At 71.0% G+C, this 25,239-nt stretch carries 22 protein-coding genes; 4 read left to right on the top strand and 18 right to left on the bottom strand.

Annotated elements, in window-relative coordinates; genetic code table 11:
• Positions 1-117: 117 nt before the first annotated feature.
• Positions 118-1,080: a dihydrodipicolinate synthase family protein gene (locus tag ABD944_RS08525; protein WP_345174099.1), complete on the bottom strand. Its 963-nt coding sequence runs from the start codon at positions 1,078-1,080 to the stop codon at positions 118-120.
• Between the two features lie 20 nt (positions 1,081-1,100).
• Positions 1,101-2,216: a mandelate racemase/muconate lactonizing enzyme family protein gene (locus ABD944_RS08520; RefSeq protein ID WP_345174098.1), complete on the bottom strand. Its 1,116-nt coding sequence runs from the start codon at positions 2,214-2,216 to the stop codon at positions 1,101-1,103.
• A gap of 110 nt (positions 2,217-2,326) precedes the next feature.
• On the opposite strand from ABD944_RS08520, the gene ABD944_RS08515 reads away from it, so the two are divergent.
• A complete protein-coding gene (locus ABD944_RS08515) occupies positions 2,327-3,298 on the top strand; it encodes an LLM class flavin-dependent oxidoreductase (RefSeq protein ID WP_345174096.1) in 972 nt (323 codons plus the stop codon).
• On the opposite strand, the gene ABD944_RS08510 is transcribed toward ABD944_RS08515, so the two are convergent.
• The 8 genes from ABD944_RS08510 to ABD944_RS08475 all read right to left on the bottom strand — a co-directional run bounded on the left by ABD944_RS08510 (position 3,280) and on the right by ABD944_RS08475 (position 11,086).
• Positions 3,280-4,455, bottom strand: coding sequence for a DegT/DnrJ/EryC1/StrS family aminotransferase (locus ABD944_RS08510; RefSeq protein ID WP_345174095.1), 1,176 nt, complete (start codon positions 4,453-4,455; stop codon positions 3,280-3,282). The genes ABD944_RS08515 and ABD944_RS08510 overlap by 19 nt on opposite strands.
• The gene (locus ABD944_RS08505; RefSeq protein ID WP_345174094.1) at positions 4,452-5,228 is read right to left on the bottom strand and encodes an amidohydrolase family protein; all 777 of its coding nucleotides are present in this window, start codon (positions 5,226-5,228) and stop codon (positions 4,452-4,454) included. Before ABD944_RS08505 ends, ABD944_RS08510 begins: the two co-directional genes overlap by 4 nt.
• Positions 5,225-5,920 carry an amidohydrolase family protein gene (locus ABD944_RS08500; protein WP_345174093.1) on the bottom strand — a complete coding sequence of 232 codons (696 nt, stop codon included), beginning with the start codon at positions 5,918-5,920 and terminating at the stop codon, positions 5,225-5,227. Before ABD944_RS08500 ends, ABD944_RS08505 begins: the two co-directional genes overlap by 4 nt.
• A gap of 6 nt (positions 5,921-5,926) precedes the next feature.
• The gene (locus ABD944_RS08495) at positions 5,927-6,757 is read right to left on the bottom strand and encodes a carbohydrate ABC transporter permease (RefSeq protein ID WP_345174092.1); all 831 of its coding nucleotides are present in this window, start codon (positions 6,755-6,757) and stop codon (positions 5,927-5,929) included.
• A gap of 5 nt (positions 6,758-6,762) precedes the next feature.
• Positions 6,763-7,722, bottom strand: a complete 960-nt coding sequence (locus ABD944_RS08490; protein WP_345174191.1) for a carbohydrate ABC transporter permease — start codon at positions 7,720-7,722, stop codon at positions 6,763-6,765.
• 85 nt (positions 7,723-7,807) lie between these two features.
• Positions 7,808-9,064, bottom strand: a complete 1,257-nt coding sequence (locus ABD944_RS08485; RefSeq protein WP_345174091.1) for an ABC transporter substrate-binding protein — start codon at positions 9,062-9,064, stop codon at positions 7,808-7,810.
• Positions 9,065-9,560: 496 nt separating this feature from the next.
• A complete protein-coding gene (locus tag ABD944_RS08480) occupies positions 9,561-10,346 on the bottom strand; it encodes an amidohydrolase family protein (protein WP_345174090.1) in 786 nt (261 codons plus the stop codon).
• Entirely contained in the window at positions 10,343-11,086 is a 744-nt protein-coding gene (locus ABD944_RS08475; RefSeq protein WP_345174089.1) for an amidohydrolase family protein, read from the bottom strand. The genes ABD944_RS08480 and ABD944_RS08475 overlap by 4 nt, the downstream gene beginning before the upstream one ends.
• Positions 11,087-11,243: 157 nt before the next feature.
• On the opposite strand from ABD944_RS08475, the gene ABD944_RS08470 reads away from it, so the two are divergent.
• Positions 11,244-13,253 (top strand): outer membrane protein assembly factor BamB family protein, encoded by a 2,010-nt coding sequence (locus ABD944_RS08470; protein WP_345174088.1) that lies wholly within the window; start codon positions 11,244-11,246, stop codon positions 13,251-13,253.
• On the opposite strand, the gene ABD944_RS08465 is transcribed toward ABD944_RS08470, so the two are convergent.
• Both ABD944_RS08465 and ABD944_RS08460 read right to left on the bottom strand, forming a co-directional pair.
• Positions 13,243-15,186, bottom strand: a complete 1,944-nt coding sequence (locus ABD944_RS08465) for a twin-arginine translocation signal domain-containing protein (protein WP_345174087.1) — start codon at positions 15,184-15,186, stop codon at positions 13,243-13,245. The two genes, ABD944_RS08470 and ABD944_RS08465, sit on opposite strands and share 11 nt — an antisense overlap.
• 254 nt (positions 15,187-15,440) lie before the next feature.
• Positions 15,441-16,367, bottom strand: coding sequence for a LysR family transcriptional regulator (locus tag ABD944_RS08460; RefSeq protein WP_345174086.1), 927 nt, complete (start codon positions 16,365-16,367; stop codon positions 15,441-15,443).
• Positions 16,368-16,451: 84 nt separating this feature from the next.
• Between ABD944_RS08460 and ABD944_RS08455 the strand changes: the two genes are divergently transcribed.
• Positions 16,452-17,006: a NuoB/complex I 20 kDa subunit family protein gene (locus ABD944_RS08455; protein WP_345174084.1), complete on the top strand. Its 555-nt coding sequence runs from the start codon at positions 16,452-16,454 to the stop codon at positions 17,004-17,006.
• Between the two features lie 242 nt (positions 17,007-17,248).
• On the opposite strand, the gene ABD944_RS08450 is transcribed toward ABD944_RS08455, so the two are convergent.
• Complete coding sequence (locus tag ABD944_RS08450; RefSeq protein ID WP_345174083.1) at positions 17,249-18,694, bottom strand: FUSC family protein; 1,446 nt, start codon at positions 18,692-18,694, stop codon at positions 17,249-17,251.
• Positions 18,695-18,732: 38 nt separating this feature from the next.
• Between ABD944_RS08450 and ABD944_RS08445 the strand changes: the two genes are divergently transcribed.
• Positions 18,733-19,155: a MarR family winged helix-turn-helix transcriptional regulator gene (locus ABD944_RS08445; protein ID WP_345174082.1), complete on the top strand. Its 423-nt coding sequence runs from the start codon at positions 18,733-18,735 to the stop codon at positions 19,153-19,155.
• A gap of 136 nt (positions 19,156-19,291) precedes the next feature.
• Here the strand turns inward: ABD944_RS08445 and ABD944_RS08440 are convergent, their stop codons facing one another.
• From ABD944_RS08440 to ABD944_RS08420, 5 genes are read right to left on the bottom strand one after another with little or no spacing between them, the layout of a single operon-like run.
• Positions 19,292-20,137, bottom strand: coding sequence for a carbohydrate ABC transporter permease (locus ABD944_RS08440; RefSeq protein ID WP_345174081.1), 846 nt, complete (start codon positions 20,135-20,137; stop codon positions 19,292-19,294).
• Positions 20,127-21,092 carry a carbohydrate ABC transporter permease gene (locus ABD944_RS08435; protein WP_345174188.1) on the bottom strand — a complete coding sequence of 322 codons (966 nt, stop codon included), beginning with the start codon at positions 21,090-21,092 and terminating at the stop codon, positions 20,127-20,129. The genes ABD944_RS08440 and ABD944_RS08435 overlap by 11 nt, the downstream gene beginning before the upstream one ends.
• Before the next feature lie 2 nt (positions 21,093-21,094).
• The gene (locus ABD944_RS08430; RefSeq protein WP_345174080.1) at positions 21,095-22,366 is read right to left on the bottom strand and encodes an ABC transporter substrate-binding protein; all 1,272 of its coding nucleotides are present in this window, start codon (positions 22,364-22,366) and stop codon (positions 21,095-21,097) included.
• Between the two features lie 49 nt (positions 22,367-22,415).
• Complete coding sequence (locus tag ABD944_RS08425) at positions 22,416-24,014, bottom strand: FAD-dependent oxidoreductase (RefSeq protein WP_345174079.1); 1,599 nt, start codon at positions 24,012-24,014, stop codon at positions 22,416-22,418.
• A complete protein-coding gene (locus ABD944_RS08420; protein ID WP_345174078.1) occupies positions 24,011-25,060 on the bottom strand; it encodes a LacI family DNA-binding transcriptional regulator in 1,050 nt (349 codons plus the stop codon). The genes ABD944_RS08425 and ABD944_RS08420 overlap by 4 nt, the downstream gene beginning before the upstream one ends.
• Positions 25,061-25,239 lie beyond the last annotated feature (179 nt).

Genomic DNA, 25,239 nt, shown 5'->3' with positions numbered 1-25,239 from the left:
TCCGCGGGCACGATCGACACGGTTCCGGCGGCATAGCGTCCGGCCGTCCGGCGGGAGACGGGCGGCAGGGCGCCCACTGCGCCTCCCGCCGCCCGTTCCCGCGCGGGATCCGGCTGGTCAGTGCGCCGCGGTGGCGCGCAGGTCCTCCAGGCAGGCGATCACCCGGTCGCGTTCCGAGGGCGGCAGCGCGGGGCCGTACGGGTCGTGCGCCGCGGCCTCGGGGATGAGCCCCTCCCAGACGGCCGCCCACAGCATGCGCTGCACGTATCCCTCGATCGGCGCGTAGAACGTCGCCGCCGCGAACCGGTCGAGCCGATTGGAGGCTTCGACGAACGCCGCGTGGTCATGTCCCGTCCAGGCCCGCAGCACGCGTGCGCTCAGCTCGGTCTGTGCCGCGGCGATGCCGACGAGCGCGGTGTCGGCGCCCCACATGAACGAGGGCCCGTACATGCGGTCCTCTCCGGTGATGGACAGCTTGCCGGTGCCGCGGCCCGCCCAGATCGCCTCCTGGCATCCGATGGCGCTGTCGAGCGTCGCCGTCTTCACGCCCAGCATCGCGGGGAGCGCCAGCAGGTCGCGGATCAACCCGGGCGGGTACGGGTAGCCGCCCGCCTCCGCGTGCAGGTAGAACCCGACGAGCGGCAGTCCGCTCTCGGCGGCCACTCGCTCGTGCAGCCGCACGGCCTGGTCGTGCCCGTCGGGCTCCTCGCGGAGCGCGGCCAGCGGGTAGACCATCACGGCGTCCGCACCGAGCTCCGCCGCCCGCACCGCCATCGCCACCGTCGCGTCCGAGGCCGCGGCCAGGGTCGGGGCGGAGACCGAGCGCGGCACGCCGACGCCCGCCACGATCGGCGCCGCGGTGGCCAGCCGCCACGTCGTCAGCACCCTGGCGCGGTCGTCGGCGGAGAGGTGGAGCCCGCGCCCGGTGTGGGCCCACACGGCCACGCCGCCGATCGGTTCCGCGGCGATCCGGCCGGCGTACGCCGCGAGGGCGTCGTGGTCCACGACGCCCTGCCGGTCCATCGGGGTCACCACGGCGGGCAGGAGGGTGCCGCGCAGCCGGTCGACGAGGGCGTGCATCGTCGGGTCTCCGTTCCGGGTCACAGGTCGTGGCCGAGGCCGGGGGCGGTCGGGACGTCCACCCATCCGTCGACGGCGGTGAACACCGAGGGCGCGAGCGGTTCCTCCCGCACCAGCAGCGGCCCCACCAGGTCCGCGGGTACGGTGGCGCCCGGCAGCGCGGAGGCCAGGTGCAGCGCGGCCAGCGTCGCCACGCCCAGCTCCGGCATGGAACCGACCTTGACCGCCAGCCCGGCCGCCTCCGCGATGGCCGCGATCCGCAGGGCGGGGTGCAGCCCGCCCACCTTGAGGATCTTGATGTTGAGCACGTCGGCGGCGCCGCGCCGCACGATCTCCAGCGCGTCCTGCGGCGACTGCATGCTCTCGTCCACCATCACCGGGACGTCCAGGCGCTCGCGGAGCCGGGCCAGACCCCCCAGGTCCCAGTGCGGCAGCGGCTGCTCCAGCAGGGAGAGCCCGGCGTCGGCCATCCTGGCCAGCACGGGCAGCGCCGAGAGGTCGTAGCCCTCGTTGGCGTCCAGGCACAACTCGGCGTCGGCGGGCAGCACGGCCCGGACGGTGCGCACGAGGTCGAGGTCGCGCTCGGGGTCGTGACCGCCCTTGACCTTGATGTGCCGGAACCCGCGCCCGGCGTAGTCCGCGGCCTCCGCCGCCATCTCGTCCGGCGTGCCGAGGCCGACCACCCAGGCGATCGGGACGCGCTCGCGCACCCGGCCGCCGAGCAGCGCGGTGACCGGCCATCCGGCGAGCCGCCCGGCCAGGTCGTGCAGCGCGATGTCGAGGGCGGCCTTGGCGACGTGCTGGCCGCGCAGCGCGACGTCCATCGCGACATGCGCCCCGGCCCGGTCGAGGGGATCGAGGCCGATCAGGGCGGGGCTCAGGTGCTCCTCGACGGCCGCGGCGACGCCCGCCAGCGTCTCGCCCGTGTAGGCGGTCATCGGCGAGGTCTCGCCGACGCCGATCGCTCCGTCCGCCGTCTCCACCTCCGCCACCAGGCTGATCAACTCCGTGCTGACGCCGCTGCTGATCTGGAACGGGCGGCGGTAGGGGGCCCGGACGACGCGCGTGCGGATCGCGGTGATCGGGCCCCCGGTCGCGGACGGGCGCTCGCCGGGCCGGGGGAGGGCGACGCTCAAGGCTGACTCCTCTGCTGGGGTCGCAATGAGAGGGCAAATGATTTACGGTCTAGACCGTAAGTAGCGTGCTCGGTCGATGTCAATGCCACCGACGACTGGAGGGCGGCCCCATGCGCCTCGGCCTGTATCTGAACCTGTACGGTGACGCGGCGGACCGCCCGTCCCTGGACGACGCCGTCGAGCAGGCACGGCTCGCCGAACAGGCCGGCTTCGAATGGGTCGTGCTGGGCGAGCGCCACCTGCACCGGCCCGGCTATCACGAGATCCTCACCTCGCTGACCTGGATCGCGGCGCACACCGAGCGCATCGGGCTGGCCACCGCCGGGATCGTCGCGCCGTTCTACCACCCGGTCGTGCTGGCCCAGACGCTCGCGCACATCGACGTGCTGTCGGGCGGCCGGCTGACGGCCGGGTTCGTGCTCGGCTACCGGCCGGAGGAGTTCGCCCTCTTCGGCGTCGCCCAGCGCGAGCGGGTCGCCCGTTTCGAGGAGTGCGTGGAGCTCCTCACCCGGCTGTGGACGGAGGACAAGGTGACGTTCGACGGGAGGTTCACGCAGGTCGAGGAGGCGTTCCTCGCCCCGCGTCCCGTCCAGGGGCCGCGCCCGAGGCTCTGGAACGGCGGCCGGGTCCCGGCCGTGCTGGAGCGGACGGCGCGCATGTGCGACGGCTGGACGACCTCGTTCAACGAGCTCGACGCCGACCTCCCCGGGAAGATCGGGGCGTACCGAGCGTACGAGCGAGGCCCCGGCACGCTCGGCGCCGAGGTGATCGTCTGCCGCGAGGGCTACTGCGCGCAGACGTCGCAGGAGGCGCGCAAGACGCTGGAGGCCCCGCTGCGCGACCTGTACGACGCGTACACGGGCTGGAAGCGCACGTCCTCGGACGCGGGCCGCTACGCGCAGGGCTGGGACGAGATCGTCGACCGGAGCGTGATCGGCTCGCCCGGCCAGTGCGCGGAGCGGCTGGAGCACTACGCGGCGATGGGCGCGGACGGGGTCGTGCTGCGCGTCCAGCCGCCCGGGATGCCGCAGGCGGACGCCCTTCGCGCCATCGAGTCTTTCGGTCACATCATTTCCGGCTGAGTCCGAAACTCGCGCCTGACCTTGGCCGCGGCGGACACGATGTCCGCGAGCGCGTCGTCGTCCGCCATCAGCAGGTTCTGCCGGAGCCAGACCACCGAGTCTTCGGCGGCCTCGGCCGCCGGGCAGGAAGCCTCGCACGCGTACGGGCGGAGGGCGGCCTCGCGGGACAGCGACCGGTATCCGGCGTCCAGCGGGACGCCCTCGGCCGCCATCGCCGCGATGAAGTCGGCCTTGGACCGACCGCCGAACTCCGCCCGCGCGTAGCGCACGATGCCGAGGTGCCTGCTGTGCCGCGTCGTCCCTTCCGGTCCCGGCAGCAGGCTCAGCCCGCCGACCGCCGCGAGTTCTTCGGCCAGGTACGCGGCGGCGCGCTCGCGGGCGGCCACCTGCCCGTCGAGCAGCGCGAGCTGGGGAGCCAGCACGGCCGCCTGGAACTCCGTCATGCGCAGGTTCCAGCCGATCACGGGATGTTCGTACCAGCCGCCGCCGAGCCGCCGCCCGACGTTGTGCAGCGACCAGAGCCGCTCGTACAGCGCCCGGTCGCCGGTCACGACGACGCCGCCCTCCCCGGCGGTCATCGCCTTGCTCGACTGGAAGCTGAAACAGGCCACGGCGCCGAGCGACCCGGCCGGGCGCCCGTGCCGCGCGGCGCCGTGCGCCTGCGCGGCGTCCTCCACGAGCGGGATCCCGAACGCCTCCAGGTTCTCGGTGTCGGCGGGAGCGCCGGCCAGGTGCACGGGCATGATCGCCCTGGTGCGCGCTGTGATCGCGCGTTCCACCGCCGCCGGGTCCAGATGCAGCGTGTCGGGGGTGACGTCGGCGAGAACGGGCCGGGCGCCCGCGAGAACCACCGAGGTCGCGCTGGCCACGAACGTGTAGGCGGGCACGATCACCTCGTCGCCGGGGCCGACGCCGAGGGCGCGCAGCGCGAGGAAGAGGCCGACCGTGCCGTTCACCGTGCAGACGCCGTACTCCGTGCCCGCGGAGGCGGCGAACGCCGTCGCGAACTCGGTGACCTTGGTCCCGTCCGTCGCGCCCCACGCACCGCCGTCCAGCACCTCCAGCAGCAGCGCGCGCTGCTCGGGGGTGGCGGGCGGCGGCCAGGCGGGCCAGCCGGAGGTGCGGACGGGTGTACCGCCGTGAAGGGCCAGCCTCATCGTGCTCCTTCCAGAAGCCGGGTCATCGTGCCGAAGAGGAGCCGGTCGCGGTCGGCCGGGTCGAGCGGCGCCAGGACCACGCGTCCGAGGCCGACGCGCAGATCGAGGAAGAGCGCGTCCGAGCCGAACACCATGCGGTCCGCACCGACGTCCGCCACCAGCCGCGCCAGATGCCGGGCGGTCATCCGCGAGCCGCAGATCTCCAGCACCACGTTCGGGCACCGCCGCGCGACGTCCGCCGCGGCGGCGAAGCCGGACGGCCACAGCCCGGCGTGGCCCATCAGCAGCGGGACGGCCGGATGCCGTCCGGCGACGGTCGCGAAGCGCGCCGGGTCGGACCAGGGCGAGCCGTACTCGCCGTGCGACAGCACCATCGAGCCGGTCGCGGCGGCGACGGCGAACGCGGGCTCATAGCCGGGACCGTCGAGCGGGTGCCCGTGCGTGTCCGGATGCAGCTTCACCCCGATCATGCCGGGCTCGTCGAGGAGGTCGCGCACCCGCCCGGGAGCCTCCGGGTCATGCGGGTCGTAAACGGCGTAACCGAGGAACCGGCCGGGCCAGCGGACGAGTTCCGCGAGCAGGAGGGCGTTGCCTGCGCGGGCGTCCGGGCCGACGCCCAGCAGATGCGAGACGCACATCGCGGCCACCCCGCAGCGGTCCATCTGCGCGACCAGACTCTCGGTCGAGGTGTCGGGGATGGCGAAGTTGAACCAGCCGCCGAGGTGGCCGTGGGCGTCGACGACCCTGCCGCGCCAGGCGTCCGGATCGTTCATCGGCCGTCACGACCGAGCCCGAGCAGGGCACGCGCGTTGCCGCCGGCGATCAGCGCGACGTCGGCGTCGGGCAGGTCGAGATGGTCCAGCTGGAAGCGCGGCCCGGCGTCGTCGCCGGCCGGCGCGCCCGTGCCGAACCACACGCGGTGCGCGCCGTAACGGCGGACGAGCCACTCGACACTCTGATGCCCGTTCAGCGTCGCCGTGTCGACGCCGATCCCGGCGTGGGCGTCCATCAGGTCGGCCAGCTCCCGCAGGCTTCGGTAACCGGTGTCGATGAGGATGAGGCGCAGCCGGGGGCAGCGCGTCGCGAGCCGGTGGATCTCCTCGAACGTGGCCGAATTCCAGCCCAGCAGCACTGCCGTGCCCTGGTCGGACAGGTCGCCGGCCAGCGCCAGTCCGTGGGGGCCGGTGAGCGCGAAGCGGTGCTCGGCCGGGCAGAGCCGCACCAGCCGCGCCGAGGTGCCGCCGGTGCCGAGCGGTCCCGGCACGAGGACGGGCACCTGCACGAGCCGGTCGGACACCGTTCGCGGCTGGCGGGAGGTCGGGTCGTAGAAGAGCGCGTGGGAGTGCACGACGCACGCCAGGTCGATGCGGAGCCTGTCGAGTTCGGCGACCAGGCCCTGCTCGTCCACGCTCGCCACGTCGTCCCCGGGGATCGGGCCGAGTACCCGGTCGATGTCGATGACCATGGGCGGTCAGCCCTTGAGACCCGTCATCGCGATGCTGTCGGTGAGGTAACGCTGGAGCAGGCCGAAGACCAGGAGGCTCGGCACCACCGTGATGGTCGCGCCCGCCATGACCTGGTTGATCGGCACGTTCTCGCTCTGCAGCGTCGCCAGCCCGACGGTGAGCGTCTGCATCTCACCGGACTGCCCGATGACCAGCGGCCACAGGAAGTCGTTCCAGTGCCAGAGGAAGACGAAGACGCCCAGGGTGGCGAGCGCGGGCCGCACCAGCGGCAGGACGATCGTGGTGAAGATCCGCCACTCCGAGGCGCCGTCCATCTCGGCGGCCTCGAAGAGCTCGTCCGGGAGCTGCACGATGAACTGCCGCATGAGGAAGATCGCCTGCACGTTGGCCAGCGTCGGCACGATCATGCCCCAGTAGGTGTCCACGCCGCCCAGCCGCGAGACCAGGATGTAGGACGGGATGAGCGTCGCCTGGAACGGCACCATCAGCGTGGCGAGCAGCGCCCAGAAGACCGCGTCACGGCCCGGGAAGCGCTTCTTGGCGAAGGCGTAGCCCGCCATGGACGCGAACAGCAGGATCAGCACGACCGACACGAACGAGAAGACCAGCGAGTTGAGCGTCCAGCGCGGGACGTCGGAGCTGGACAGCACTTGCTCGAAGTTCGCCAGGGTGATCCTGTCCGGCAGCAGTGCGTCCGGGAAGGTCTGCCCGCTCTCGGGGGCGAACGCGACGAGCACCATGGCGGCGAACGGGGTGATGGTGACGATCGCGGTGAGCACCAGCAGCACCGGCAGCGTGAGCCGCCCGGTGCGCGCCGCGGTGCGGGACGAGGCCATGGCGGTCAGTCCTCCTTGCCGAGGAACCGGCGCTGGACGAGCGAGACGCCCAGCACGAACACGAAGATCACCAGCCCGATCGCACTCGCGTAGCCGAAGTCGAAGAACTTGAAGCCCGAGTCGTAGAGCATGTAGACGAGGGAGTAGCTGGAGCGCACCGGGCCGCCGCCGGTCATCACGTACATCGCGTCGAAGACCTGGAACGCGCTGATGGTCTCGATCACCATCACGAAGAACAGCACCGGCCGCAGCAGGGGAAGGGTGATGTGCCGGAACCGCTGCCACGGCCCGGCCCCGTCGATCATGGCCGCCTCGGTGAAGGACCGCGGGATCGCCTGCAGCCCGGCGAGCAGGATCAGCATCGAGTAGCCGAAGCCCTTCCACGCCGAGGTGAGCGCGATCGAGGGGAGGACCAGCCCGCCGTTCCCGAGGAAGTCGACCGGACCGAGTGAGGCGAGCCCGAGCAGCCCGTTGACCAGCCCGTCCTCGGCGTCGTAGATCCACTTCCAGATCACGGCGGCGAGCACGATGCTGGTGACGTACGGCAGGAAGAAGATCCCGCGGAACAGCCCGCGCCGCCAGACCACCCGGTGCAGCATCGCCGCGGTGCCCAGCGACATCAGCACGGTCAGCGGCACGAAGACCACCACGTACAGCAGCGTGACCGTGAGGCTCTCGCGGAACAGATCGTCGCCGCCGAGCCGGGTGTAGTTCTCGATTCCGACGAACGTCCACTCGCCGTTCAGCCGGTAGTCGGTCAGCGACAGGAAGACCGCCCCGAGCACCGGCCCGAACCTGAACACCACGAACAGCAGGAGCATCGGGGCCGCGAACAGCAGTCCGGCCCGGGCCTGCCGGCGCCGCCGGGCCCGCCCGGCTCCGCCCGGCGGCGACGTGCCGCTCGCCGCCGTGGCCCTCCCGGCGTCGCCGCCTCGGGGAGGGGCGACGGGAGCCGCGCTGGACATGGGCACAGACGCCTCCACGAGTCCGTGGTCCGGGCCGCCGCGGCCGCCCGGACCTGGCCGTTCGTTCGCGTTCATCTCCGGTCGGCTACCGCTGCCTCGCCAGCAGGTCGTCCGCCTGCTTCGCGGCGTCCTCCAGGGCCTGCTTCGGCGTCTTCTTGCCGGTGAGCGCGGCCTGGATCTCGGTGCGCAGCAGCGCCATGACCTGCCGGGCGGCCGGGTTGGCGTCCCCCGGGTAGGTGTACTGCAGGGCCTCGGCGAACTTGGCGGCGCGCGGGTTGGGCGGCGGGACCTTCACGTCGGTGCGCGGGGACAGGAAGCCCGACGCGGTGCCGAGGCTGGTGATCTGCTTCGGGTCGATCATGAACTTGAGGAACTTCTCGGCCGCCGCGGTGTGCTTGGACCTGGCGTTGACGGCCAGGCCGCCGGGGATGCCGAAGCCGACGCGCTTCCTGCCCTCCAGCGGCAGGCCGACGACGACGTTCTCCTGACCCCAGGTCTTCGCGGCGATCTCGGCGTCGGCCGGCACGTTCATCAGACCGGCGGCGACCTGCTGCCTGCCGAGCGCCTGGTCGGCGACCACGTTCTTGTTGGTGAGCGCGCTCTTCGGTATCGCGCCCTCCTTGTAGAGGTCGGTGAGGAACGTGAGCGCCTCCAGTCCCTCCGGGCTGTTGAAAGCGGCCTTCTCGCCGTCCGGGGTGAAGACGCTGCCGCCCGCCTGCCACAGCAGCGGGTAGAAGTTCATGTTGAGCGAGGCCTCGGAGGACGCCGAGTAGTCGAGGGTGGCGTAGCCCTTGGCCTTCAGCTTCGGCGCGGCCGCCCTGATCTCGTCCCACGTCTGCGGCGGCGAGCTGATGCCCGCCTTCGCCAGCAGCTTCTTGTTGAAGATCATGCTGGTCACGGTGTGGTAGATGGGGACGGCGTAGAGCTTGCCGTCCACGCTGAGCGCGCTGAGCGCGTTGGGCAGGAAGGCGCTCTTGGTGGCGGCCACCGCGTCGTCGACCGGCTTCAGCGTCCCGTTGGCGACGTACTGGGGGACCTGGTCGGGGCCGAGCAGGACGACGTCGGGGCCCTTGCCGCCGGACAGCGCGGTGGCGACCTTGGTGTCGCGCCCGTCCCACGGCTGGAGCTCGATCTTGAGGTCGGTGCCGGAGTGGGCGGCCTCGAAGTCCGTTTCGATCTTCTTCCAGTACGCGTTGTTCGCCTGGACGTCGGTGATGACCGGATACATCCAGAGGGTCAGCGACTTGTCGGAGCCTCCGGAGCCGCCGCAGGCGGCGGTGAGCCCGGTGGCCAGCGTGAGCAGGGTGATCGACGCCGTGAGGCGGCTGCGACTGATCTTCATCGAGACGGGACCCCTTAGTTCGAGGTGACGCGGGGGCAGGGGGCGAGCGAGGGGGCAATAACGGTCTAGGCCGAAAGTAGCCGTGCAGGATTTCGGGTGTCAATGCCTGCGGGTGATCCGGAACATCTCCGCGCCGGCACCGGAATCCGATGGTCCGCCGCCGCGCGTCGGACACCGCGGTTCGGATGAGCCACCGGGCGCGGCGATCCGGGCGTGACCGGGGCGAGCTCGCAGATCTCGCCGCCGGCCAGGCGCGCGGACGCAACCGCGCGCGCGGGTGCGGCGATGCCGGGTGCCGGGGGGTCCTTCCGGCGTCCGGATCGAGGGTGTACGGGCTCGTGTCGGCGATTCCACCGCTTTCGGTCAGGGCCGATGACGACCGAGCCGCTCGCGGCACCATGCCGCACATGTCCTTCAGGCGCCCGACGGTGCGCGGCGTGCCCGAGAGGGCGCGGCGGCATCCGGCTCGGCGTTCATAGGGAGCCGCGGCGAAGCCCTAGGAGAGGCGTGGGGAAAGGTCTTCCGGATCGTCCAGGACGCCGTCCGCGTTCCGAGAGCGGGGTGACGGCAGGCCGAACAGCTCGGCGGCGTTGCGCCAGGCGACCCGTTCGGCCACCTCGTCGGAGAGGTCGGCGGCCGCGACCGCGCCGAACGCCGAGGCCGGGTCGATGAGAGTCGAGTCGGTGCCGAAGAGAAGTTGCCGGGGAGCGACGGCCGCCGCCACCTCGGCGAACCGCCCGGCCGGAGCCTGCGACCAGCACGGTTCGAGGTAGACCCGGTCGCAGCCGTTCGCCGCCTCGATCGCGTGGCGGTACCCGTCCGCGCCCATGTGGCCCGCGATCACCTTCAGGCCCGGGGTCTGCGCGCAGAGCGCGGCGAGGTCGAGCACCGACGTCCCCCACGTGTGCACGAGCGCCGGGCAGTCGAGCGAGGCGACCAGGGCGAGGGCGTCGCGCATCTGCGGCGAGGTCACCGGCGACCCGGTGTAGTCGGTGTGGATCTTCGCGCCGACGAACCGCCCGGTGGGCAGGTAGGCGGTGAGGTCCTTCTCGGCGTCGGCGAGCCGCCGCGGGTTGACCGTCACGTACCCGTAGAGCCGGTCGGTCGTCTCCAGCACCTCCGCCAGCGCGCGGTTGCCGCGCGGCGCGTCGTAGATGACGGCCTCGGTCGCCGACACGATCGCCATGTCGATGCCGTAGCGGTCCATGGCCCGCAGGCTCAGGCCGGTCACGTCCATGGTGAAGAACCACGGGCCCAAGTGGGCGTGCACGTCGATGATCACGAGGCGGCTCCGGGGGCGAGTCCGAGGAGGCGGCGGGCGGTGCCGCCCGCCACGGCGGCGACGCCGGCGGCGTCGAGGCCGCCGGTCGCCAGGCGCAGCAGCGGCACGGTCGTCTCGGTGTGCGGCGTGCGCGAGCCGAACACCAGCCGGTCCGCGCCGAGGTGGGCGGCCACGGTCTCCAGCGCGTCGGGGGAGTTGAGGAGGCGGGTGGAGGTGTGGAACCCGGGCTCGTCGGCCGCCGCCACCAGGAAGTCGCCCAGGTGGTAGAAGTGCGTGTCGAGGAAGACGACGGTGGCCCCGAGGCCGCCGAACGGCCGCCAGAACCGCCGCACGTCCCCGCCAGTGAGAATGACGAGCCCGTGCGCGGCGGCGCGCTCGGCGACGTGCCGGACGGACGGGAATCCGGCCTCGACGTTCTGCTCGTCGGGGAACAGCCGCACCGCCCGTACCGACAGGGCGGCCAGCCGGTCGATCTCCGCCGCGGCGCCGATCGGGTCGCGCAGGTCGAGGGCGCCGACCGGCAGCACCTCGGGACGCTCGGCCGCCAGGGCGAGGACCTCGTCGTTGCCCGAGGCCATGTCGAACAGCGCGGCGCGCAGGCTCGCCACCGCCGCGCCCGTGACCCGGTGCGCGGCCAGCGTGCCGAGGACCTCCTCGGGCGCGCCGGACGGGCCGTCCCGATCCGGATGGGCACCGACGAGGACGTCGAGATCGAGCGTGACGGTGAGCTCACCGATCAAGCGATCCGTCGAGAATGCCGTCATTGAACCACCAGCTTTCCGATATCGGTCATGACCCTAAGCGGGGGTCTTCCTGGGAGCAAGGGCGAGAAACCGTTGACGAGCATCGACACCTCTGTTTACGGTCCAGGCCATAAGTCTACTGAGGAGGTACGGCATGCCTTCCAGCCGTTCCCGCCGCCGGGCCCGGGCCGTGATCGTCTCTGCCCTCCTGGCCGCAACCGCGATTCCCCCTGCCCCCGGGGCCCTCGCGGCGACCGCCTCGCCGGCGTCCTGCTCGGCGCCGGGCTACACGACGTTCGGCCCCGCGTCACTGACCGGCGCGATCGTCGGGGCCACGGTGCACGACGGCAGGGCGTACGTCGTCACCCGCGGCCTGAAGCCGCCGCTGCTCGCCGAGATCGACCTCGCCACCAGGAAGGTGATCCGCGAGGTCCGGCTGCCCGACGCGCCCGCCGCCGGGGAGGCCGAGGGGGCCTGGGCCACCACCGTGTCCGGCGGCAAGATCTACATCGGCACCTACCCGGTGCCCGACCTCTACAGCTTCGACCCGGCGACGGGCGAGGTGAAGCACCTGCGCTCGTTCGGCCGCAACGGCGGCTTCGTCTGGAGCCTGGCCACCGCGCCCGACGGCACGATCTACGCGGGCACCTACCCCGACGGCAGGGTCTGGGAGTACGCGCCCGCGACCGGCGCCGTGCGCGACTTCGGCGTGCTCGCCGCAGGCGAACGCTACGTCCGGGCCGTCACGGCGGACGCCGACAATGTCTACGCGGGGCTGCTCGACAAGGGCAAGCTCGTCGCCATCCGCCGCTCGGACGGCTCCGTGCGCGAGCTGGCGCAGGGCACCACCGGGATCGGCGCGGTGGCCGAGCACGGCGACCGCGTGCTCGCCGCGAGCGGTACGACGCTCCTCGACGTGCGCAAGGACGGTACCGATCCGCGCTCGGTCGACCTCGGCGGCGTCACCCTCGACACCATCGCCTTCGGCGCCGACGGCACGGCCTACCTGGCGTCCCGGCCCAACGGCACCGTCTACCGCTACCGCACCGGCGACGCCTCGCCGACCGAGCTCGGCACGCCGCGGCTCGGGGAGGAGACGCGCAGGCTGGTACCGGACGGCGACCGGCTCACCGGATTCGCCGGCAGCGGCGGCATGTGGACGATGGACCTGACCACGAAGGCCGTCACCTACACCGACCTCATCGAGGCCGGCCTGACGACCGGCTCGGAACGGCCCCAGTCGATCCTGCTCGACCCGGGCCGCCGTGAGCTCTACGTCGGCGGGCACTACTCGGTGACCGTACGCGACCTGCGCACGGGCGGGCAGCGGAGGCTGTGGGTGCCGGGCGAGCCGAAGGCGATGGTCCGGCGCGGCGGCAAGGTGTACGCCGCGATCTATCCGAGCGGGCAGATCATCGAACTGGACCCGGGCACCGGCCGGATCCGGAGCCTCGGCTACCTCGGGCAGGGGCAGCAGCGCCCGTGGGATCTGGAGTACGACCCCCGCACCGACAAGCTGCTCGTCGCGACGGCGCCGCTCGGCGCCAACCTCAAGGGCGCGCTGTCGGTGGTCGATCCGGACACCGGCGACAAGCAGGTGTACGCGGACGTCATCCCCGACCAGGCTCTGATGAGCCTCTCCCTCGACTCCGCCAACGGTGTCGTCTACCTGGGGGGTGACGTGCTCGGCGGGGGAGGAACGCCCCCGACCAGGACGTCCGCGTCGGTCGCCGCGTTCGACCTCGCCACCCGCAAGGTCCTCTGGCAGGTCGACCCCGTTCCCGGCTACCGGACGTTCCAGGACGTCAAGGTGCACGACGGCGTCCTGTACGGGGTCTACAAGCGCACCGCGAGCTGGTTCGCGATGGACCTCGCCACCCGGACGATCACGCACCGGGGCCCGCTGCCCGGGTACGGCGAGATCGAAGTGCATCGCGGACGGGTGTTCACCTCGACCTACTTCGGCGGGGGCAACGTCCACGTACTGGGCACCGAGGCCAAGCTCGTCGCGACCGGCCTCGGCGACGAGTGGTACACCGACCCGCAACTGGCCTTCGAGCCCGGCTCGTGGGACGCCTGGACCCTGATCGGCCGCGACCTGGCCCGGATCAGGCTCGATCCCCGGTGCCCTGCGCTGACGGTCCCCGCCAGGGTCACTCCGTGATCGCGATGCGGACCAGATCGCGGCCCTTCACCCCGTAGAGCGCGCGGCGCGAGGGGTCGAGGGCGAGCTTGGGCTCGCCGCCGAACCACTCGCCGGCCAGTCCGCCGGCGATGGCTTTGACGGTGAGGGCGGCCAGGTCGATCTTGTAGACGGCCTGGCCGTCCGTCGTGTACGCGCTGCGGCCCACGATGTGGAGGTCGGAACCCCGCGCGCCGACCTTCACCGTGCGGGTCACCTTCCTGCGGCGCAGGTCGAACTCGAAGAGCACCCCGGTGTCGGTGACGCCGTAGACGGCCCGGTCGGTGTGCGCGACACCGGGGACGACCTTCGCCCCGGGCACCGGCTCCACCTGCCACAGCAGCCTGCGGCGCCGCAGGTCGTACGCGGCGAGCCGCGCGGTCGTCGTCACGGGCGGCAGGCCGAGCCCCTCCTGGATGTTGGTGCCGATGTAGGCGACGCCCCGCCGGCACGTCACCGCGTAGAGGCTCTGCCGTTCGACCACCGGGCGGTGCGTCTCGAACCGTCCGGTGCGCGGCGAGTAGAGCGACAGCGCGCCGTTGACGTGCCCCGGCTCCGGCTGCGTCGTCATCGCGATCAGGCCCGTCGCCGGGTCGTACGCCAGATCGCGCGGCCGGTCCTGCTGGTTCCCCGTCTTGGCGACCAGGGTCGCCTCGGCGTCGCCCGGCCGGTGCGAGTAGAGCAGCCCCTGGGTATAGACACCGAGGTAGGTGCGGTCGCGCACGGTCAGCGCGGTCTTGGGCTCTCCGGGGATGCCGAGACGCGTGCGGGTGCCGGCGGTGAGGTCGTGGACGTCGGCACCGCCCTTGCCTCCCACATAGACGCGCCTGCCGTCGGAATGGACCGACATCGGCTGCTCCGGCGCGGCTCTGAACCCGCGCTGGACGAGGTTGACGTAGTCGAGCGCCTTGGTGACCGGGTCGAACACCAGGACCGCGCCGTCCTGCACCCCGTACACCTTCCCCTCGTGCGCGAGCAGCCGGTGCGTGGCGGCCTCCGGTTGCGCGATGCCGAGCGCTTCCACCTCGCCGCCGTCGAGTGCGCAGCGGTAGAGCATGCCCGAGGGGCGTCCGGTGAAGTAGACGAAGCCGTCGTGGAGGAGCACCGACGGGACGTACTTCTCGGACGTGGTGATGATGCGGTGGTCGGCGGGGTCGCCCTTGGACATCACCAGGACCTCCCCGTTGGACGAGATGCCGCCCGCGATGTGCGTGCCGGAGACGTCGAGGCTTGCCACGAAGTCGCGTCCCGCGAGCGCGGCAGGGATGATGTCGCGCTTGGCGCCGGTGGCGCGGTCGATCGTCACGAGGTGGGCGTGCGCGCCGACGCCCGCGTAGATCGTGGTCTCGTCGGCGGCGATGCTGCGAACGTACGCCTCGCCCTCGACCGTGACGCCGAGGTCGCGGCTCTCACCGCTGGCCGGGTCGTACTCCACCACGCGGCCCGGCTCGGAGATGGCCAGGAAGACCTTGCCGTCGGGAGACGCGGCGAGGTTCCAGATGAAGTGGTAGGAGTACGCGCCCACCTTGGACGCCGATCCGGTCAGCGTGTCGAGGCGGTAGAGGTCGGACTGGCTGTGCGTGCCCACGTAGACGTCCGTGCCGACCTTGCACATGGCCCAGACGCCGATGCCGGTCGGGATGTCGACGTGGGCGGTGACGGAGTCCTCGGCCAGATCGTACGCGCCGACGACGTTGGGGGACAGGCCGCGGGTGCCGGTGTACAGCACCCCGTTCACGAACTCGCCGTTGCCGAGCGGGGTGGTGACGCTGGCCGGGCCGAGGTCGGTGACGGTCCCCTCCACCTCGTTCGGGGGCCGTTCCGAGGCGCTTGCGAGCCGGGGGGACAAGAGGGGCGTACCGCCCGCGACGGCGGCCGTCGCGGCCGTCTGGAGGAACTGGCGACGCTGGATCACGAGGAGAACCTTTCGGTCAGGACCGGAAGTCTCTCCTCACACTAGCGCTCATCTGTCTTTCGGTCAGGGCCCAAATCCCTGGAAGTGTCGGAGGATGGATCGCGGTGTTCCCCTGGATCTCGCCATCACCGTCTGGGAAGGCGCCGAGATGAGCGAACCCAGCGTTCGGCCAAGACAGGCTCACCCCGAGGGCGCAAATTTCCCGGTGCCCGCACCGCGATGGCCCGCCCGCCCACTGAAGTCGGCAGACGGGCTTACTCCGATCGAGCCGTGCGCCCTCGCGAGTTCGATCGGAGCCTGCTCGCCCCCGAGATCTGCGCGAAGTCGCGGACCATGGCGCTGTCGGTACCGGTCGGCCAGAAGGGCGCACAGATCATTGGTGGCATGCCCGACACCGGCACTGTGACGACGTGAGGGTTGTCCGGACGCACCCCACCTACCGTCAGGTGGATCACATCGCCCTTGGCGACCAGGACGATCGCCTCTTCGAGCGACCCGGACCTGTGCCGAGGTACCCGGCGCAGTGGGACACCGCCAGGAGTGGCGCGGGGGATCCACAGATCGGCGAGTTGCTGCCGCATGCCGCTCGGATACAGGATCTCGTGACCGGCCAGTTCCTCGGCGTCGATGACGGCGCGTCGCCCCAGCGGGTGCCCGGCCGGCACCAGCGCGGCCCGCTCTCGGAGGAGCCACGCCGGACCGACGGCGAGGCCCATGGCCTCCACTTCCGCGGTGTCGGCGGGCAGCCAGCCGACGAAGACGTCCACCGGCCAGTCCTTCCCCCAGCGCGACGGGTCGGTGTTGGGATGCGCGGAACGCACCACGGCGCAGTGCGGCCGGGCCCGTTCGAACGCCTGGATCGGCCCGTCGACCACGGCGCTGAGCAGGCTGGTCGCAACACCGACACGCAGTACCTGGGTACTCGTACTCTCTCGTGCCTCGTCCAGCGCCCGTTTCATCCGTTCGTACGCGGGCCGCAGTTCGGCGCTCAGACGTTCGCCCAGTGGCGTCAGCCGGACCTGCCGGCTCGTCCGCTCGAACAGCGGAGCGCCGACCCGGCGTTCCAGCGCGCGCACCGCCTGGCTCACGCGCGAGGTGGACACGCCCAGTCGCCCGGCCGCGCGAGTGAAATGCAGCTCCCCGGCGACCTGCAAGAACGCCTCGATCTCACGCATCTCCATGTGCTCATTGTGTCGTCCCAGTTAACGATCGTGCCGCGATCCGTCCTTGATCGTCTCCTCCGGCAGAGCCAGCCTGGAAGGACTATGGGACTCGAAGAACACCTTCCCAGCGGCTTCCTGCTCACGACCGTCGAGACGATGGCCGGCTGGGCGCGTAAGTCGTCGATGTGGCCGATGACCTTCGGCCTCGCTTGCTGCGGCATGGAACTCATGGCCGTCGGCGACCCGCGCCACGACTTCTCGCGGTTCGGCATGGAACGCGCCTCGGCAACACCCCGCCAGGCCGACCTGATGATCGTCGCGGGCCGGGTGAGCCAGAAGATGGCGCCGGTGCTGCGGCAGCTGTACGACCAGATGACCGAGCCGAAGTGGGTCATCGCGATGGGCGTGTGCGCCTCGTCCGGCGGCATGTTCAACAACTACGCCGTCGTGCAGGGCGTCGACCACATCGTGCCTGTGGACGTCTACCTGCCCGGCTGCCCACCTCGCCCGGAGATGCTGCTCGACGCCATCGTCAAGCTGCACGACAAGGTAGAGAACAGCAAGCTGGGCGCGCACCGCCGCGCCGAGGTACAAAAGGAGGAACGAGCCGTCCTCACAGGACTTCCGCTGGTCAACGAGCGCTCCGCCGCAGAGTGAACAGCGGGCCGCCGCTTCGGGGCCTGGTATTCCAATGACCGCATCCTTGGCGGCGACGGGTTCTTCGCGAGAACCGGCGGCGAACACCCGGGTGCACGGGACGGAGTGCGACGGCGGCGCCGGGTCGGCCGGGCAGAGGTCAAGCCACATTCGGCCGAGGGAACGCCGGGCACCTGACCGATCAGCGGACCGCGGCGGCGGATATGTGGGGAGCGTGCGGCCGGTCGATGAGGGGCACCGGCTCATCGAGGTTCGGGGGCGCGCCCGGATCTCGGCTCACCGGTATCCGGGACGCCCCGGCCGCCGTCTTCCGCCGATCGGCAGTCCATCTGGCGCCGGGCTGACCATGGCGCTTTCCAGCGCCGAGCGGCCGGGCGGACTGCACCCGGAGATTCTGGCGAGCGCGTAGCCGGCGCATAGAGCTCGCGGATACCGGCCACCGCGGTGTCGATCTTCTCGCGGGCGGTGCCGTCGGTGGGCAGGGCGCGGAGGTGGCCCAGGATTTCGCGCAGGTGGTCGACCGCGTCGGCCTCGTGCGGGCGCTGCCGGGTGATGGCCCGATGCGCTCGTAGCGGTGGGTAGAGCTTGTCCACGTCAGCGACGGACCGCTCGAACCCTTCCATCGCCCCTGGGTCACCCTGGAGGGCCCGGGGCAAGAGGGCGAGTGCCGCAGTTGAGCGGCGTCGCAGGACGTCTCCGGAACGAAACGGCAGCACGAACCAGGCGGACGCGACACCGATGAACGCTCCGGCGACGACGGCCGCCATCCGGGTCCAGAGCAGGGACATCGCGGACTGCCCGAAGTACCCGTACAGCAGGGCCAGGGCCGCCGTGATCCCACCGGCCCAGTACGCGTAGCTCTTGGGACGCGACCAGACGGCGACACCCAGCACGACGAAGATGAGCGCGACGGACCACCGGTTCCCCGGACCGAACACCCCTGCCAAGAGAGTGGCCAGAAGGGTGCCACCGGCCGCTCCGATCGTGCGCAGAAAGCCTCTGTACAACGCGTCTCCCTGTCCGCGGGCGCCGTTGCACACGATGAACGCGGTAAGGACGGCCCAAGACCAGTGGCCGGGGAAGAGCACGTGGCTTGCGGTGAACGCGGCGGCCAGGGCGACCGCCATCTGGGCGGCCATCCGTCCACTGACCGGGCTCCGTCGCGTCGGTCCCTTCGTGCTGGCAGGTCCGGTCGTGGCCACGCGGTCGGCGATCAGTTGGAACGCCGTCACCCAGAGCCACGCGATCAGTGCCATGACCGGCACCCACACGACGTCTCCCGCTGTTTGCATGTGCGGGACGACGAGAAGGGCCACGGCCGGGAGCGTCATCAGCGTGCCCGCGCGCGCGAAATGGCGCCCGAACCTGCGGATCCAGATGGCGGACGTGACGAGCAGTACGAAGGCGGCGTCGCCCACCACGCGGTGGTCGGACATGAGCGTCCCCACCAAGGTCGCGGCAAGGGCGACGAGGGGCATGACGACGCAGGCGGTGAGCCTGTCAGCCAGGGGCATGCCCTGCTGGGCTCCCGCGAGCATCAGTGACAGCACGACCGCCTGTATGACGACGTTGGCCCCTAGGTGGGCAGGTTGTTCCAGCGCAAGCGCCGAACCGAAGGCGGCGAGCACAGCCGCCATGGTGACGACGACCGGCGGAACCGACCGGACCCGCGCTCGGACGAAAGCCACGATCGCCTCCTCCTACTACTAAGTGATAGCTTAGCAATATGGAGCGGGTACCAACGGAGGTCGTGACGGAGATCCGGCACGGGATCATGCGGGTGTCGCGCCGGATGCGCACGGCCAGGGCCCCCGAAGCGCTGAGCTCGAACAAACTCACCGTGCTCGGCCACCTGCACCGGAACGGTCCCAGTACGGCGGGCGAGGTCGCCGGGGCGGAAGGGCAGCGCCCGCAGTCCCTGACGCGTGTCTTCGCTGAACTGGAGGCCGAGGGACTGATCTCCCGAGCCCGCGCCGACCGGGACAGGCGCCAGATCGTGCTGGCCCTCACCGAGCAGGGTGTTGACGCGTTGCGGCGCGACGTCGCCGAGCGCGACGCCTGGCTGGCGGGAGCCCTCGCCGGCCTGTCGGAGACCGAACTCGATCTCCTGCGGGTCGCCGCCCGCCTCATGGAACGCCTGGGTGAATAGTTCGCGCTTACGTAATGATTTCCAGATAGGCAGACGCGCATGCGCTGGCCCGATCACGCCAACGGCCGCGTGGGGGTAGCGAGCGGACCCGGCGCCGGTGTCCGGGCCCGCTGCGCGAGCGGTGGGCGTTCCGACCCTATTTGAGGCCCGAGTGGGCCAGGCCCTCGACGAACTGGCGCTGGGCGATGACGAAGACGGCCAGGACCGGCAGCACGGTCATGGTGGCGGCGGCCAGTTGGGTGTTCCACATCTCGGCCCCGTACGAGTCGGTGAACCGGGTGAGCGCCTGCGGGAGTGTGAACAGGTCCGGCGAGGTGAGGTAGACGGTGGGTTCCAGGTACAGGTTCCAGGAGGTGAGGAAGGTCAGGATCGCGACCGCGGACAACGCCGGTTTGGCCAGCGGCAGGAAGATCCGCCACCAGAGCGCGAGGCGGCCGAGGCCGTCCAGCCGACCCGCCTCCTCCAGTTCGGCCGGAAGGGCGATGAAGAACTGCCGCATCATGAAGGTGGCCAGGACGCACGGTCCGGCCAGCGCGGTGACCAGGATCAGCGGCCAGTGCGTGTTGATCATCCCGGCGCGTTTGAACATCTGGAACAGCGGCACGATCGTCACCTCACTGGGCACCAGCAGGCCGACCAGGACCACCAGGAACAGGGCGTTCGCGCCGGGGAAGCGGATCCGGGCGAACGCGTATCCCGCGAGGCTGGAGACCAGCAGGGTGATCAGGGTGACCAGGACGGCGATGTAGACGCTGTTCAGGTACTGCCGGGCGAACGGCTGGAAACCGAACGCCTCGGAGTACGCGGACAGGGTCGGGTCGCTGGTCCACAGTGACGGCGGGGATTTGAAGATCTCGGGCAGCGGTTTCACCGAGGCCGCCACCATCCAGACCGTCGGCACCACGAACGGAATGGCCAGGACACCGAGCGCGGTCAGCAGGGCCACCCGCCTCAGGACGGGGGAAGGCGGCTTACTCCTCATGGAACACCCACTTACGACGCAACTGCCACTGCACCAGCGTCAGCAGCATGACGAAGGACAGCAGCAGCAGTGCCAGCGTTGAGCCGTAACCGATGTGGTTGAACTCGAAGGCCTGCTGGAAGACGTAGTACACGAGCACCGTCGTGCTCAACTCCGGGCCGCCGCTGGTCAGTACGGCGATCTGCGCGAACGACTGCAATGCCCCGACGATGGTGATGATCGCGGTCAGCAGCACCATGGGGGAGATGAGCGGCAGGGTGATCCGGGTGAAGATCACCCTGCTTCCCGCGCCGTCGAGGCGGGCGGCTTCGTACAGTTGCGCCGGCACGCCCTGCAGGGCGGCCAGGAAGAGCACCATGTTGACGCCGACGCTGCGGACCACCTGGGTGACGATCACCGACACCATCGCGGTGTCGCCGCGCTGGAGCCAATTCGGGCCGTCGATGCCGACCACGCCGAGAACTCCGTTGATACCACCGTTGTCCTGGAGCAGGAAACCCCAGACCAGGGTCCAGGCGACCACGGAGACGACGACCGGGGAGAAGAACAGGGTGCGAAAGAAGGTCGCGCCGCGGAACCGCCGGTTCAGCAGTACGGCGAGCAGCAGGCCCAGGCCGATGTTCAGGACCACGACCCCGCCGCCGAAGACGGCGGTCGCCCGCAGTGTCGTGGGGAGTTGCGGATCGTCGGCCAGGGCCTTGTAGTTGTCGAGTCCGACGAAGGTCTGCTCGCCGGAGAAAACGTTCCAGTCGTTCAGGCTGTACCAGATCGCCAGCCCGACAGGGATCAGCACGAACAGCACGACCCCGACGAGCTGCGGAGTGATGAACAGGTAGCCCGCGAGCACGTCTCGGCGCCGGCTCGTCCAGAACGGCGCCTTGGAGGTGTTCCGGGCCGTGGCCGGCGTCCGGGAGGCGTCCGGTGCCCTCGCTCTGGTCTTCGTGAGGCCGACCATGGTCACTTGGCCAGGAGCGGTTGGATCGCGGAGCAGACCGACTTCAGTACGGCGGGGACGTCCGCGTCGGCCTTCCACATCGCGTCCAGAGAGGTCTTGCCTTTCTGGGCGATCTCGGCCGGGTTGGTGTGGTTGGGCAGGGTGACGGCGTTCGGCAGCTGGTCGACCACGGCCTCCTGGAGCTGCGTGGCGGTCAGGACCTTGTTGCCGGCGGCGAGCTTCGCGCCGGTGAGCATCGACTTGCGCGGCGGCGGGAAGAACTGCGCCAGCTTCTCGGAGTTCGTCGGGTTCGTCAGGTAGGCGAGGAAGTCGGTGGCCTGGGTCTTGTGCTTGCCCGCGGCGAGAACCCCCATGCCGGCCTGGCCGATGACGGAGTACTTACCGGCCGGGCCTGCCGGCAGCGGGTACAGCGCGTACTTGAACTTGCCGGTGAGCAGCGAGGAGCGGGAGACCTGGGCCACGGTGAAGGCGGAGTCACCGGCGAAGAAGTCGGCCGTCGTCCCTGGGCCGGGCATGGCCTGGGTCTTGAACACGGCGTCGTGCAGGAAGGTGAACGCCTTCTGCATCTGGGGGCTGGTGAAGGTGCAGGTCTTGCCGTCCGGGCTCCAGGCGGACGCGCCGAAGCCGGTCCACACGGTGGCCAGCAGGTTCCACGACTTGTAGTCGAAGTCCCGGATGACGAAACCTGCCTTGCCGGTGTCCGCGCGGACGGCCGCGCCGGCGGCGGCGACCCGGTCCCAGGTCAGGTTCTTCGGGTCGATCTTCTGGTCGGCCTTCGCCAGCAGGTCGGTGTTGACGTACAGCGCGTACGGAGAGGTGGAGAACGGGTAGGCGTACAGCGTGCCGTCCCGGCTGAACTCCCTGGTCGCGCTGGCCTCCAGGTCGTCGTACCGCCAGCCGGGGGTCGCCTTCAGCTTGCCGGTCAGGCCGACCAGCGCGTCGGATGCCATGAGGTCCCTCGACAGGTCGCCCATCCAGGCCAGGTCGGGAGCGTTGCCGCCGGCGATCTGGGTGGTGAGGGTGGTGTTGTAGTCCTCGAAGGGCAGGCTCTCGAAGGTGATCGAGGAGACCTCGGGGTGCTCGGCCCGGTAGGCGTCGGCGATCGAGCCGAACAGCTTGAGCTGGTCCTGGTTCGAGGTCCAGACCGTCATCCTCAGCTTGACGTTCCTGGCGTCGGAACCCCCGGACCCATCGGTGGGCGAGCCGCAGGCCGCCGTCAGTGTCAGGGCGCTCGTCAGCGCGAGAGCGCCGACGAGCCTTCTCGTTCTGTTCATGGTGTGCGTCTTCCGTAATCTCGGCGCGTGCTGCGCCTGCGGGGTGGGGTTAGTAGCCGGCGATCTGCGGCCAGTGGAGTTCGATCCCGACCGCGGTCAACCTGTCCTGGAGCCGGTCGACGAGGTGATCATCGGTCGCGATCTGCCGTGGGCTCAGGCCGAGTTCGAGGCAGTACGCGACCAGTTCCCCGGCCGATTCACCGACGTTCCATTCGACCGGGTGCAGCCGGTAGGCGCCGTTGGTGATGTGGGTGGTGCCGATGTTCTTGGCGGCCGGAACCAGGTTCTGGGTGGCCACCGGGACCAGTGCGCCGAGCGGAATCTCGAACGGTGCGCATTCGACGTCGATGTAGTTGTCGCCGCCGGTGGAGGGATGCAGGTCGATCCGGTACATCCCGACGCCGACCGAGCCGTCGAACCGGGCTGGTCCGGCGTCGCCGCGGGCCTTGACCGAGATGTCCTGCTCGCGCACGGTGGTGAGGGCCCTGATCCGGCGGGACTCGCGGATGTACGGGGCCTGCGCGAACCCGTCGGCGGTGCCGACCAGGTCGCCGCGCAGCCGCAGTCCGGGCCAGCCGCGGCCGCCGTCGGGGCGGGGCGCCTCGGTCTGCAGCCAGTGCACGTAGGCACGGGACTGGGCCTTCGCCGCGTCCAGGTGAAGCCGCCGGTCGTCGGTGTCGATGATCGAGCCGCCCACGTAGTCCAGTTGCGGCCAGTTGGCCAGCACGATGTCGCTGTCGTAGAAGCCGTCGGCGAAGTTCTGGCGGGCGGCGATTCGCCGGAACTGCCACAGGTCCCGGTCTCCGGCGTCGAACCGGGGGTCCCCGGTGGCGTCGGCGGCCGGGTTGACGTTCATCGTGCGGTCCTCCGGCACGAGGGTCCGGGGGTTCGGCGCGGTGAAGGACAGCATCGGCGCGCCCCAGAAGGGCAGCTCGAAGGAGCGCCAGTGGTCGTAGTCGTCCGGCCGGGCGATGGTGTGGTCGCCGGCGACGTGGTCGAAGACGAAGCACCACGCGATCGACTGCACGTTGCCCGGGTCGGCGGCCTCGGGGGCGCTCGGCTCACCGGTGTCGGACCGTGCCTCGGCGCCGACGACGTACTCGGTCCCGGTCAGCGGCAGCAGGTCGCCGGTCTCGGTCCCGTCCAGGACGTACTCGGCGGTGATCACGGTCTCGGCCCGGGTCCGCGGGTCCGCGACGGTGACGGTACGGACCACCGCGTCGCGCACCTCGGCCTCGACGGGCACCGCGGGCTGCAGGACGGTGAGCCGCCCCGCCGACCGGTACGGCGCGAGCAGGGCGGTGAGCACCGCGTGGGCCACCCGCGGTTCGTGACACAGCCTGCTCACCCGGCCACGGCCCGGATTGAGCGCCGGGTCGGCGCGCGCGGCGGCCGTCAGCGGATAGTGGTCACGGTAGTAGCGGCGGATGTCCTCGCGCACCGCACGGTAGCGCGCGGTGACGCCGAACTGCTCCACCCAGATGTGCTCGTCGGGCGGCACGGCCTGCGAGGTGAGCTGTCCGCCGAGCCAGGCGTACTCCTCGGTCAGCACCACGCGGCGGCCCCGTTGCAGCAGCGCCAGGGCGGCGGCGACTGAGCCGAGGCCACCGCCGATGATCGCCACCTCGGTCGTGATCCGGCCCGTCATGACGGCGTGTCCGTTCGCGCGACGATCGTGTCCCCCGGCTCGACCTCGGCCACCAGCAACCGCTCACGGTCCAGACCGGCCCACTTCTGCGGGGCCGTGTTGATCAGGAGCTGGAGGAGATCGAGGGCCTCGGCCGCCAGCTGTGGTCTGGGCACGTGGAAGCCGGCCAGCGCCCGGCCCTCCACGCGGTGGCCGCGCACTTCACCGAGCGCGGCGAGCGAGACCTCGTCCGGTACGGCGACCCCGGCGCCGGACAGCGCGTGCGCGACGTCCTCCGCCAGGAACGCGTCCTCCGCGATGATCAAGGTCGCGCCGGTCGCGCGCGCCAGTCGGGGCAGGTCGGCGATCCTCTCCTCACCGACCAGCAGGAAGGCCAGCCGGCCCGCCGCGGAGGCGCCCTCGACGGCATCGCGCCTGTCCCGCGCGGTCGGCGTGTCCCGGCCACGGTGGACATACAGCGCCTGCTGGTGCCCGCCGGCCGCCGCCTGGTCGATCAGCACCGTGGTCGGAGTGGTGTAGTCGATGGCCACGTACGGCACCTTGGCGGCGGTCTCGTCCCGGCGGCCGATCGCGACGAACGGGAACTGCTCGGCGACCAGCCGCTCCAGCTCGGACGCGACCATCTGCTGACCGAGCAGGACGCAGCCGTCGGTCAGCCGCAACCGGGTCTTGCGGTGGAAGAGGCGGCGCGTGCCGTTCTCCACCGGAGAGGAGGTGAAGAACAGCAGGTCCCACCCGATCTGCTCGGCCGCCCGCTCGATCCCGTTCAGCAGCGGACCGTAGAAGTCCATGCTCTCGGGGGACAACGCGGCCTCGTACGTGAAGACGCCGATGATCTGGTTGTCCAGGCCGGCGAGCCGGCGGGCCGCGGGGTCCGCGACGTAGGAGAGCTGCTCGATGGCCTGCCTGACCCGCGCCCGGGTGGCCTCGGGGACCCGCACGTTCGAGCCGTCGCGGTCGTTCAACACCACCGACACCGTGGTCTGACTGACGCCCGCCAGCTCCGCGATCTCGCGTTGCGTGACACGGCGAGGTCTCGGCGACATCGCTCCTCCATCGTGAGTGACCATCCTGATAATGCCTACCTTCAGCTCTGGGTGATGACCGTATTTCACGAGGATCGCCAGGGCAAGTACCTGTTGACACCAAAGTAGCGGCCTGGAAACGTGTCGTTCACCGAGCTGCAGATAGGCATTATCAGGGTCGGCGTCACCGAACGCCGGAC

Origin of the sequence: Actinomadura verrucosospora, assembly GCF_039540335.1 — a bacterium.
In the GTDB taxonomy this organism is placed as follows: Bacteria; Actinomycetota; Actinomycetes; order Streptosporangiales; family Streptosporangiaceae; genus Spirillospora; species Spirillospora verrucosospora.
Note: the sequence above shows the minus strand (reverse complement) of the source record. Positions and strands in the feature narration are given on the sequence as shown.

Excerpts from the sequence above, each read along its gene's own strand:
- ABD944_RS08440 (WP_345174081.1), bottom strand. The coding sequence starts at position 20,137 with ATGAGGAGTAAGCCGCCTTCCCCCGTCCTGAGGCGGGTGGCCCTGCTG.
- ABD944_RS08490 (WP_345174191.1), bottom strand. The coding sequence starts at position 7,722 with ATGTCCAGCGCGGCTCCCGTCGCCCCTCCCCGAGGCGGCGACGCCGGG.
- ABD944_RS08500 (WP_345174093.1), bottom strand. The coding sequence starts at position 5,920 with ATGGTCATCGACATCGACCGGGTACTCGGCCCGATCCCCGGGGACGAC.
- ABD944_RS08505 (WP_345174094.1), bottom strand. The coding sequence starts at position 5,228 with ATGAACGATCCGGACGCCTGGCGCGGCAGGGTCGTCGACGCCCACGGC.
- ABD944_RS08420 (WP_345174078.1), bottom strand. The coding sequence starts at position 25,060 with ATGTCGCCGAGACCTCGCCGTGTCACGCAACGCGAGATCGCGGAGCTG.
- ABD944_RS08425 (WP_345174079.1), bottom strand. The coding sequence starts at position 24,014 with ATGACGGGCCGGATCACGACCGAGGTGGCGATCATCGGCGGTGGCCTC.
- ABD944_RS08435 (WP_345174188.1), bottom strand. The coding sequence starts at position 21,092 with ATGGTCGGCCTCACGAAGACCAGAGCGAGGGCACCGGACGCCTCCCGG.
- ABD944_RS08485 (WP_345174091.1), bottom strand. The coding sequence starts at position 9,064 with ATGAAGATCAGTCGCAGCCGCCTCACGGCGTCGATCACCCTGCTCACG.
- ABD944_RS08445 (WP_345174082.1), top strand. The coding sequence starts at position 18,733 with ATGGAGCGGGTACCAACGGAGGTCGTGACGGAGATCCGGCACGGGATC.
- ABD944_RS08495 (WP_345174092.1), bottom strand. The coding sequence starts at position 6,757 with ATGGCCTCGTCCCGCACCGCGGCGCGCACCGGGCGGCTCACGCTGCCG.
- ABD944_RS08455 (WP_345174084.1), top strand. The coding sequence starts at position 16,452 with ATGGGACTCGAAGAACACCTTCCCAGCGGCTTCCTGCTCACGACCGTC.
- ABD944_RS08510 (WP_345174095.1), bottom strand. The coding sequence starts at position 4,455 with ATGAGGCTGGCCCTTCACGGCGGTACACCCGTCCGCACCTCCGGCTGG.
- ABD944_RS08515 (WP_345174096.1), top strand. The coding sequence starts at position 2,327 with ATGCGCCTCGGCCTGTATCTGAACCTGTACGGTGACGCGGCGGACCGC.
- ABD944_RS08525 (WP_345174099.1), bottom strand. The coding sequence starts at position 1,080 with ATGCACGCCCTCGTCGACCGGCTGCGCGGCACCCTCCTGCCCGCCGTG.
- ABD944_RS08470 (WP_345174088.1), top strand. The coding sequence starts at position 11,244 with ATGCCTTCCAGCCGTTCCCGCCGCCGGGCCCGGGCCGTGATCGTCTCT.
- ABD944_RS08460 (WP_345174086.1), bottom strand. The coding sequence starts at position 16,367 with ATGGAGATGCGTGAGATCGAGGCGTTCTTGCAGGTCGCCGGGGAGCTG.
- ABD944_RS08430 (WP_345174080.1), bottom strand. The coding sequence starts at position 22,366 with ATGAACAGAACGAGAAGGCTCGTCGGCGCTCTCGCGCTGACGAGCGCC.